The organism is Curtobacterium sp. A7_M15 (assembly GCF_030705415.1).
Classification (GTDB): domain Bacteria; phylum Actinomycetota; class Actinomycetes; order Actinomycetales; family Microbacteriaceae; genus Curtobacterium.
The window spans coordinates 25,830-35,175 of the sequence record NZ_JAUZED010000029.1 but is presented as its reverse complement, the minus strand read 5'-3'; the positions used below and the strand labels follow the sequence as shown (position 1 = coordinate 35,175).

The window sequence follows — 9,346 nt, the reverse complement described above, 5'->3', positions numbered from 1 at the left end:
CGGTGCCAGCCGGCACCGCGCCTCCCGTCCGGTCGTGGTCGCGACCGGGGCCGCGTCAGCGACCCGTGGGGCTCACAGTCCGGAGTAGCTGTGCAGGCCCTTGAAGAACACGTTCACGACGGAGAAGTTGAACATCACCGCGGCGAAGCCGATGAGGGCGAGCCAGGACGACCGCGCGCCACGCCACCCGCGGGTCGCACGCGCGTGGATGTACCCGGCGTAGACCACCCAGATGATGAAGGTCCAGACCTCCTTCGTGTCCCACCCCCAGTACCGGCCCCAGGCGCGCTCGGCCCAGATCGCGCCGGCGATGAGCGTGAAGGTCCAGAGGACGAAGCCGACGAGGAGGACGCGGTAGGTGAGGACCTCGAGTCGGTCGGCGTCCGGCAGCGTCTCCATGAAACGGAGCTTGCCGGACGCGGTGCGGCCCTGGCGGTAGGTCTGCACGAGCTGCGCCACGGCGAGTCCGGCGCCCAGGGCGAAGAAGCCCGTCCCCGCGATCGCCACGAAGACGTGGATGACGAGCCAGTAGGACTGCAGCGCGGGCTGCAGCGGCACGACGGGCACCCAGTAGTTCACGGTCGCGATGCCGAGCAGGATGATCGTCAGCCCGGTGATGAAGACGCCGAGGAACTTCAGGTTCTGCCAGAACTGGACGAGCAGGAAGATCAGGGTGATCAGCGCCGTGCCGGTCAGCGAGAACTCGAACATGTTGCCCCACGGCACACGGTCGGCTGCGATGCCGCGCAGGACGACGGAGGCGACGTGCAGCACGAGCGCGAGGATCGTCATGGCCATGCCGACGCGCTCGAACTTCGTGCCGCGACGACCCGCGCGGTCGTCGTCGGCCGCCACCTTCTCGAGGACGACGGTGCCGCCCTGGACGGTCGCCACCGCGCGTTCCGCGGCGGTCGTCGGTGCGGCGGCGGAGCCGGATGCAGCAGCGACGTTGCCGGCGCGCTTGGCCATGTCGAGGGCGAACGCGATGAACGCGATGACGTAGACCGCCATCGCGGAGTACGTCAGCACGACCGAGTAGGTCGCGAGGTTCGTCGTCATGTCGTTCACTGGGGAATCCTAACTCCCCCAGCATGGGTGCCAGGTGCTGTGGGGCGGTGTGATCGTTGATTCTGCGCGGCTCTTCATGGTGTCACGTGTTGCTGACATGAGGCCACTTGTGGGGCTTTTGCGGACTCGCTGCGGACTCGTCAGGGCAGCCGCGGGTCGTTCGGCGGCGTGATGCGAGCCGGGCCACGATGACCGTTTGCGCACGTGTACCGCGGACCTAGTGACAGGCGGCGATCCCGCGGGTCGGGGAAAGTCACTTCGGCCTCCGCTTTGCATCCTGGGGTGGGACAGTCAATCTTCATGGGAAAAGTATGCTCTCGTCATGAATAATCGTCAGGCAGCACTCATCGCGGCGGCATCGGCCGTGAGTCACACCCCGAAGGGCGGGCTCGCGATCACGTGGAACCAGCACGTGAACCGCATCACCGAGAACGCCGAGGTGTTGAAGGACTGGCTCGACGAGCAAGACGCCGCCGAAGCTGAGGGCCGCGCGCCGAAGTCGTCGCAGGAACTGCAGCAGGAACGCGACGACCGGCGCGTCTACGGCATTCGCTAGGCGCTGCCGAGCTCGCGCTGCAGCTTCGCGTAGAACTCCCGCGAGACGGTCGCAGAGGGCACGCCTGCCTTGACGAGCGCCTGCACGTCGGCAGTGGACGGGATGCCGGTGAGGGTCTTGCCGGTGAGCAGGCCCTGCCCCTTGCCGTTGCTGAGGATGATCATGTCGGGTTCTTCCTGTTCGTCGTGCAGTGCCGCGGTGTGCGGCACTGCGGTGATGGTGGGTGTGACAGCGAAGTGACGGTGCCAGCGCTCGGACGGGACGTCAGCGATGAAGCCGTATGCGGGTCCGTGCTCGTCCATCCAGCGGGACGCCTCGGTGGTTGGGTAGCCGACGCCGGACGCGTAGTCGATCGTGACGGCGAGGCCGTGCGTGGACGTGCCGGGGAAAGCGGCAAGCGTCCCGCCGTGCTGGTACTGCGACCACTTGAGGTTCTGCCTCGCGAGCGACCGGTAGCCCTCGGAGTAGAGCAGCGGCTCGCCGAGGTCACGCTCGAACTGCGCGGCCATGAGGTTGTGCTGCCGCGCGACGTCGGGACGGAGCAGACCGCCCGCGCCGTCTTCGATCGGTCGGAAGCCGAGGCCAGTGACGAGGGCCGACGTGTTGAGGAGTCCGTTAGTCGGCAACGTGCTCTCCCCGCTGCTTGACCTTCTCTGGGCTCCGGATCGCGAGCGACGTTGTTCCGGTCGTCCCGAGGGCTGCGAGCGTCTTGAGGACGCTCGCGATGGCCGCGAGGGCTGCTGCTCCGGCAACCGTCTGCCAGTCGACGTCGAGCACTGTGACGGCGTCGATGCCGATGACGCCGATCGCGGTCTGTGCGGCGGTGGACACGGCTCGCTCGAAGGCGTCCTTGACTGCTGGAGTGATGTTCACGGGTGCCTGCTTTCGGGTCGGGTGTTCATGAGCTCGGCGCGCTTCCGTGCGTCAGCGCCGCCGGTCTGGTCGCGATCGAGGAGGTAGGTGACCGCGGCGACGATCCAGTCGATGCGGACCGCCTGGTCCTCGTGCTTGCCGTCCATGTCGTCTCGGAGGTTGCTTTCGTGGTTGTTCGCGGTCTGGTCACGCGCCACGGCCGCGTCGTTGCGCGCCTTGATCAGGAGCGGCAGGACGATGCCGCCGAGCGTGCAGAGGGCAACGAGCACTGCGACGATGCCGCCGACGATGATGCCGAAGTGGTCGTTCGACACCTCCGCTGGGTTGGGTGCGGTCGCGGCGACGATCATGCGCGCACCCACTCGGCCGAGAACGACATGTCGTAGGGGTTGGTGTTGATCAGGTTGTGGAAGCCCGCACCGATGCAGAGGACGCGCATGGCGAGCACGTCACCGGCTGCGAGGCGAACGAGCTCGGTCCCCGTCGCGCCGCGGCCGGCGTTCGTCTGCTTCACGACGTAGTTGCCGTTCTGCATCACGTAGACCTCGACGGTGTCGCGGTCGTTGATGAAGTTGACGTGCGCGGTAAGCCGGTAGATGCCGGCCTTCGCGACGGTCAGTTGGCCGGCGTTCCATCGGGTGAATCCGGTGTTGATCGTCGGGGCGGCGAACCAGTTGCCGACGACGGTGTAGATCTGCCCGTCGTCGAGGTCGGCGGTGACAGTGGACCGGCCGACCTTGAAGATCGGCTGGTTGACCGCCGCCTCCACGACGTCGAGGCGGTTCGCCTGCTCGGCGGCGCGGTCGAGGACGTAGTTGTCGTTGTCCCAGCCCTGCGACCGCTGCTGGGTGGACGCGTAAGTGGTCCACCCGCGAGCGCTTGCAATGTCTCCGTTTGCCACGAGTGTCTCCTATGCTTCGTCGGCCCAGGTGCCGGTCTGAGAGGCCCACGTGCCGGTCGCGGCGAACCACGACTTCGACGTGTAGGCGATGGTCTGCTTCGTGCGGAACTCGGTCGTTCCGCGGAACGGATCGTGCGTGGTCGCCTCGACGTACCCGACTGCCGATCCGCCGATCGCGTCGGCCGTGACGGCGATCTGCTGGCCCGGGAACGTGCCGCGCTCGAACCAGGTGATGCCCTGCAGCATCGTGGCGCGGGAGCTGATCCGGTTGTAGATGCCCTGTGCGCGCCCCTTGCCAGCGAAGGGCGTGTCCTCGAGCTCCATGAAGTACGGCTTCTTGCCGGTCGCCGGGTACACGTCGTACGCCTCGCGAGGCTGGTTGAGGGAGTCGTTCCACGTGTAGTGGAGGATCACCTGGTCGGCGTACATCGGCGTGCCGTCGCTGAACTCCGCGGACCACGAGTCGACCTGGCTGATGTCGAGCAGGTTGAAGCCCTGCAGGGTCCGCCGCGCCGTGGACTTGAAGCCGAACTGGTTGGTGGCCCAGAACACCCGCGTGCTGACCGAACCGGGCCTGAAGTCGATGTCGTAGCTATCGCACCAGAGGTGCAGGCCGACCGACTGCAGGATTGGCTGCAGGAAGTCCCACGCCGACTGTCCGGGCGACCAGGTGAGCATGTCGGGGCTGCGGTCGATGATCGGGGTGCGAGTCGCCGTGCTCGCCTTCGCGCTGCCCTGCCAGTCGTAGTTGTAGCCGGCCGTGCCATCCACGGTGTCGCCATCGAAGTACGGGATCGGGGTAACACTGTCCGTGTCGAGGCCGTCGCCCTCGACCATGAGGACGTCGTCCCAGAGGATGCCGACGAATCCGGTCGATGTCTGCCCGTGGTAGAGGCGGATGGCGACCTGGTTGCTGTCGAGCATGGCCGGCGTCGTGAACGTGCGGGAGAGCCGCTGCGTGCCGTTCGTGCTGCTCGGCCCCTGCGCGCTACGTGCGAGCTCGTAGCCCTGTCCGTTCACCGACCCGGTGATCAGGATGCGGCGTGCCGTGTCTGCGACCGTGCCGGTCATGGGTTGGCCGACTCGGATTGTCGCCGAGACGGTGTAGGTCGTGTTCGGCTCGACGTTGACCGTCGTGTAGACGTACGAGTTGGCGCTGTTGGAGTTGGGAAACAGGCGGATGGCGTAGGCACCGCTCGAGGTCCAGCTCCCTGACACTGCCGACGCGGTGCACGCCATCGCGGTCCAGCCGGTCGTCGTGCCACTCTCGAAGCCGCCGTTCGCGATGAGGTTCGTTGCCGGCGCGTACGTCGGGAACGGGACTATGACGCTCGGGTCGGACTCACCGAACGTCTTGTCGCCGTACGAGTACTTGCCCCACCGGGTGCCCCACACGGCGTCGAGGACGTAGGCGATGATGGCGTCGACGGCCCACTGCTGCGCCCACGGCCCGCGATCGACAGCGGTCGGCGTGTACGCCTGCAGGTCGATCTCCGGGCCACCGAACTGGAGCTCCACGAGGCCGAGCGGCGTGCGGGTGCGGTCGGTGATCTTGAACAGGTACGTCTGCGTGTCCTGCTCGGCGAGCCAGCCGCCGACGCGGAGGAAGTAGCCAGCGCCGGGTCGGAGCATCGCGAACTGCGCCGCGGTCGGCATGGCGACGGTGGTCCGGCCGGTGAACATCGGCGATCCGGACTCGTCCTGCGTCCAGGAGAGCTCGGTGGGGTTCAGGGTTGCGACGGTCGAGCCGGTCGGGCTCACCAGTTGCACGGTGATGACGATGTTCTGCACGACGGCCATCGGTCACACCTCCTGGTAGCTGAACGAGACGCCCCACACGTAGACGTCCGTGCCATCCGACAGGGTGATCTCGTCGTCGCTCTGCGTGAGGCTGATCGTCTGGTCGGCGAGGAACCGGATCGTCAGCGAGGTCGACGTGTCCGACCAGGTGATCGGCGCGGTGCCGGCGAGCATGTTGTCGAAGTCGAGCGCAGCTGCGAGGTCGGTGAAGACGGCCGTCATCGACCCGCTGCGAAGCGACGCCGGGAACGCGGTCGCGACGACGCCGCCACCGACGACCGGGTTGAAGATGGTGTTCACCGCGCGCTCGAACGCCTGGTCCGTGACCGCGAACGGGAGGATCGCACGCGACCCGACTGAGAATGAGGCCGACATCAGCCGTCCACCGCCTTCACCTTGACCGTGATCGTCGTGTTCCGCAGGTTCGCGATCGTGTTGTTGACCGACGACCGGTCGACCTGGAACACGGCGGTCGGGCCGCTGAACGTCTTCTTCTTGAGGGACGAGATCGCGCGGTCAACGTCGGACGTATCCGACTGGAACGCCATCGTCGGCCCCTTGGACTTCTGCCCGCCCTTCTCGCGGACCTTCGCGTCGAGGTCCTTCGTGTCGGGCTGCAGCTTCGATGTCGGACCGGCCTTCTTCTCCTTGCCCTTCTCGGCGGTCTTGCGGTCGACGTCGGACGTGTCGCCCTTCGCCTTGACCGTCGGGCCGTCGATGTCGGTGCCGGAGCCCGCGGCCTTCTTCCAACCGTCGAGGATGCGGGCCTGCTGCTCGGGCGTCGCGGAGAGGTACGTCGCGAGCTCCTGGCTGAACGCCTCACCCTGGCCCTGCAGGTACTGGTAGACGCTGTCTGGGACGGCCTTCCCGACGGCCTGCAGATTCGAGTAGTACTGGTCGTCGGCGGCTTGGCGCTTCTCCATGCCAGCGATGTAGTTGTTCGCGCCGAGGGACGAGTTGTCAACGAGCTCGGCGGTGGACTCGCCGCTCTGCTCGGCGAGGGACTTCATCGAGTCCTCGAGCTTCTGGTTCGCCTCCTCAGCCTTCGCCTGAGCATCGACGGTCGCGAGGTACTGCTTGACGGTCTGTCCCTGTGCCTTCGCGACCGCTCGCACGCTCTCCTCGTAGGCGTCGTTCACCTTGAGGTTCTGATCGAGCTGCTTCCTCACCTCACGAGCCGCGTCAGCCTGCTCCTGGGCACCCTTGGCAGCAATCCGACCCTTCGCCGTGCCGTCGGACAGGGTCGCCGCCTGCTTCTGCAGCGAGTCGATCTGCTTGTCGACCTCCGTCCGCAGAGCCCGCATCTTCGACACGGACTGGGATCCGATCGCCGCGGTCAGTTCGCCGACGCCGAGGCCCGCCTTGCGCGCGTTCTTCTGCAGGTCGGTCAGGGAACCACCGAACGAGTCTGCGTCAGTGGCCCACTTCCGCAGGCCGCGTGCGAGGTCGTCACCGCTGTCCTCGTACTGGCCGAACAGATCCTCGAGCTTCGTCTGAGCAAGGTCCTGGATCTTTTCCTTGAACTCGTCCGATTCTTCGCCGGACGTCGCGAACGCCTGACCGATCAGGCCAACCGCGACCGCGATGCCGCCGAAGACGAGCGAGGCCGGACCGCCCAACGACGCGAGGCCGCCGAAGGTGCCCTGTGCCAGGTCCGTGATCGACTGCATGTCGCCGGTGAATGAGGACGTGACCTCGGAGAAGTTGGAGAGGGCTTCTTCCTTGAACTCGCCGGTCGCCCCGCCAGCGCCGTTGAAGTCCTCCTTCGACTGCGCCTTGATCTTCGCCGTCTCGGCGCGGATCTTCTCGGCCATCTCCTTGTAGTCGGCCGTCGTCTTCGACGTTTCGGACTGCGCGTCCTTGAGTCCGGCCTCGAGGTCGTTGCCGGCGTCCTTCCCCGCGTCGCCGAGGTCATCGAGCGCACGCTCGGCCTTCTTCGAGCCGTCCCGAATGTCGTCGCCGACGTCCTTTCCGGCCTTGCTGAGGTCGTCGAGCCCGCGGTCGAGCCGAGAGGTGCTGGTGTTCGCGAGGTCCTGCAGCGCGTCCTGGGCATCCTCGACGGGCGCGATGACGCCGACCTTCACGCCCTGCTCGAACAGGCGCGTGTCAGAGCCGATGCTGACGGAGAAGCCGCCGGCCATGGGTCACCTACTTTCGGTCGAAGGCGTCGTACAGGGTGCGGGCCGCGGTCTGGATCCACAGGGACGCGAACCTGGGGATCGAGGAGCGGGTCGAGGGGAAGACCACGCGGCCGTTCGTGTTTCGGGTGGGAAGCTGGCGCTTCGTGTGTCGGGTCGCGGCGTACCGCTTCCCCTTGCGACTGGTGGTCATGTAGGTCGTGCGGGGATCGCCGTTGCGGCCGAACTCGTATCCGGCTGCCACCTGCGACGGCTTTGCTCCGCCTGACAGGCTCTTGCCGATCCGAGCGGCCTCGAGGTTGACGTTCTGGTTCGACACCCGGACTCGGGCGGTCTTGCCGAAGACGCGCTCGTCCACGGTGGTCTGGACTCGCGAGCGCACCTCTGCCTGCCAGATCGGCTGGGCGTCTGCCTTCGTGTACTTCCGGACCTGCGCCTGCACGTCCTTCGGAACCTCGCGGAGGGCGGACAGCAGCGTTCGGAGCTCGTCAGAGACGAGGACCGAGATCCGACCGCTGCCCGCCATCCGTCAGGACCCGGACCCGCCGGCCGCGGCGGCGATCGTCGGCTTCCCGATGACGCCGAGAGTGACCGTCGAGGCTGCGACAGCGTCCACCGCGCCACCGATGTTCGGCGCGGTGATGATGATGTCAGCGGCGATGTCCGGGCCGCCATTGACCGGGGTGAAGGTCGCCGAGACGGTCTTCCCCTGGTTGTCGAACAGGTAGCGGGAGAGGCTGTCCGGGGTCGTCCAGTCCTGAGCGACCGCGAGGACGAGCTGCCAGGTGGGCGTCTGCGCGAACGAGAACGCCGCGTCCGGGGTCAGTCCCTTCCAGGTGGTCACACCGCCCTGCGGCTGGAACTCGACCTGCGAGACGTGCTTCTCGTAGTTGTCGGCGTCGACCTTGAGCTTGACGTCGGTGAGGGTGAACGGCTGAACACCGATCTGGGCCATGGTGTTACTCCTTCGGTGTGGCGGTGATGATGACCTCGACGGTGATGTCGAAGGCCAGGTACGTGTCGTTCCACGTGTTTCGGTCGGCGGTAATCCACCGGAGCACCGGCAGCCCGTCGTCGTTGCGGACGGAATCGAGTCCGGCGATCAGGTCGACGATCTCGTCGTCGAGGTTCTTGTCCGCCTGCGCCCAATCCGTCGCCGGATCGACGACCGTGACGAGGTAGGTGGCAACCTGCGCGCCGAGCGGTGCGTCCGGGAGCCGCTGGATCTTCTGCAGCGTCACGATGACGGTCGGCCCCGACAGCTCGTCGGGCTTCCGCGTGTACGGCGACAGAGTCCACCGGCGCGGCAGAAGCGGCTTGAGGCGGTCTGTCACCCATCGCCGGTACTGCTCGGCGACCTTCCGGCGGGGCATCAGCCGACCGCCTTCGTCGCGGTGAGCGGTCGGATGAGCTGCTTCACAGCCCAGTCGAGGGGGCGCACGTTGACGACGAAGCCGCCGACGTCGACCTGGGCATCGCCGTTCGTGAGAGACGCGTTCCACGTGTTGCGGGCCTGCACCAGCTGCGCGGACCGGTAGCGCTCCGGCACCGGCGTCCCTGCGGGCAGGTTGGGTCCGTACTCCTCCACCTGCTCGCGGGCGACCTCGAGCAGTCGCGCGATGATGCCGTCGGGCTCGGGCGCACCTGCCCAGTCGAGTCGTGCGGTGATGGCGTTGTACCACTCGTCCGCGGGATCAACTACGACGAGCCAGTCGACGAGCACGCGCTGTGTGCGCTCGCCTGAGGCCACGAGGACGTAGACGGGGTATCGGCCGACTGCGGGCAGATCGAGGGTGCTCCACGAGCCGCGTACGGCCTGCCCGTCGGCCTCCGCTGGCAGGGTCTGTCCTGCTACGTCGAGCGCGACGGTTGCGTCGACGATGTCGACCGCTGCAGGCTCGTCGTAGTCGAAGTCGGCGACGGGGCTGTCGCTTGCGAGGAACGAGGCCATGTCGCCTCCTTTCGGTTAGGCGGCAGGGGCGGGCGTCTGGTGCCCGCCCCTGCCGGTGT

Annotated in this window: 13 protein-coding genes; 1 reads left to right on the top strand and 12 read right to left on the bottom strand. The window is 67.1% G+C overall.

Going from position 1 to position 9,346, the window contains the following annotated elements; all coding sequences use genetic code 11:
- Positions 1–72: 72 nt before the first annotated feature.
- On the bottom strand, positions 73–1,059 hold the full coding sequence (gene ccsB, locus Q7F20_RS07645; protein WP_305739513.1) for a c-type cytochrome biogenesis protein CcsB: 987 nt from the start codon (positions 1,057–1,059) through the stop codon (positions 73–75).
- A gap of 331 nt (positions 1,060–1,390) precedes the next feature.
- Between ccsB and Q7F20_RS07640 the strand changes: the two genes are divergently transcribed.
- Positions 1,391–1,624, top strand: a complete 234-nt coding sequence (locus tag Q7F20_RS07640) for a hypothetical protein (protein WP_305739509.1) — start codon at positions 1,391–1,393, stop codon at positions 1,622–1,624.
- Here the strand turns inward: Q7F20_RS07640 and Q7F20_RS07635 are convergent.
- From Q7F20_RS07635 to Q7F20_RS07585, 11 genes are read right to left on the bottom strand one after another with little or no spacing between them, the layout of a single operon-like run.
- Positions 1,621–2,250: a M15 family metallopeptidase gene (locus Q7F20_RS07635; protein ID WP_305739508.1), complete on the bottom strand. Its 630-nt coding sequence runs from the start codon at positions 2,248–2,250 to the stop codon at positions 1,621–1,623. The genes Q7F20_RS07640 and Q7F20_RS07635 overlap by 4 nt on opposite strands.
- Entirely contained in the window at positions 2,240–2,497 is a 258-nt protein-coding gene (locus tag Q7F20_RS07630) for a holin (protein WP_305739507.1), read from the bottom strand. The genes Q7F20_RS07635 and Q7F20_RS07630 overlap by 11 nt, the downstream gene beginning before the upstream one ends.
- A complete protein-coding gene (locus Q7F20_RS07625) occupies positions 2,494–2,847 on the bottom strand; it encodes a hypothetical protein (protein WP_305739506.1) in 354 nt (117 codons plus the stop codon). The genes Q7F20_RS07630 and Q7F20_RS07625 overlap by 4 nt, the downstream gene beginning before the upstream one ends.
- Positions 2,844–3,398 (bottom strand): hypothetical protein, encoded by a 555-nt coding sequence (locus Q7F20_RS07620; protein ID WP_305739505.1) that lies wholly within the window; start codon positions 3,396–3,398, stop codon positions 2,844–2,846. Before Q7F20_RS07620 ends, Q7F20_RS07625 begins: the two co-directional genes overlap by 4 nt.
- A 9-nt stretch (positions 3,399–3,407) precedes the next feature.
- Positions 3,408–5,198, bottom strand: a complete 1,791-nt coding sequence (locus Q7F20_RS07615) for a carbohydrate binding domain-containing protein (protein WP_305739504.1) — start codon at positions 5,196–5,198, stop codon at positions 3,408–3,410.
- Positions 5,199–5,201: 3 nt separating this feature from the next.
- Positions 5,202–5,573, bottom strand: a complete 372-nt coding sequence (locus tag Q7F20_RS07610; RefSeq protein WP_305739503.1) for a hypothetical protein — start codon at positions 5,571–5,573, stop codon at positions 5,202–5,204.
- Entirely contained in the window at positions 5,573–7,339 is a 1,767-nt protein-coding gene (locus Q7F20_RS07605) for a hypothetical protein (protein ID WP_305739502.1), read from the bottom strand. The genes Q7F20_RS07610 and Q7F20_RS07605 overlap by 1 nt, the downstream gene beginning before the upstream one ends.
- A gap of 7 nt (positions 7,340–7,346) precedes the next feature.
- Positions 7,347–7,862: a hypothetical protein gene (locus Q7F20_RS07600; RefSeq protein ID WP_305739501.1), complete on the bottom strand. Its 516-nt coding sequence runs from the start codon at positions 7,860–7,862 to the stop codon at positions 7,347–7,349.
- 3 nt (positions 7,863–7,865) lie between these two features.
- Positions 7,866–8,291, bottom strand: coding sequence for a hypothetical protein (locus Q7F20_RS07595; protein WP_305739500.1), 426 nt, complete (start codon positions 8,289–8,291; stop codon positions 7,866–7,868).
- A 4-nt stretch (positions 8,292–8,295) separates the two neighbouring features.
- Entirely contained in the window at positions 8,296–8,709 is a 414-nt protein-coding gene (locus tag Q7F20_RS07590; RefSeq protein WP_305739499.1) for a hypothetical protein, read from the bottom strand.
- Positions 8,709–9,287 (bottom strand): hypothetical protein, encoded by a 579-nt coding sequence (locus tag Q7F20_RS07585; RefSeq protein WP_305739498.1) that lies wholly within the window; start codon positions 9,285–9,287, stop codon positions 8,709–8,711. Before Q7F20_RS07585 ends, Q7F20_RS07590 begins: the two co-directional genes overlap by 1 nt.
- Between the last annotated feature and the right edge of the window lie 59 nt (positions 9,288–9,346).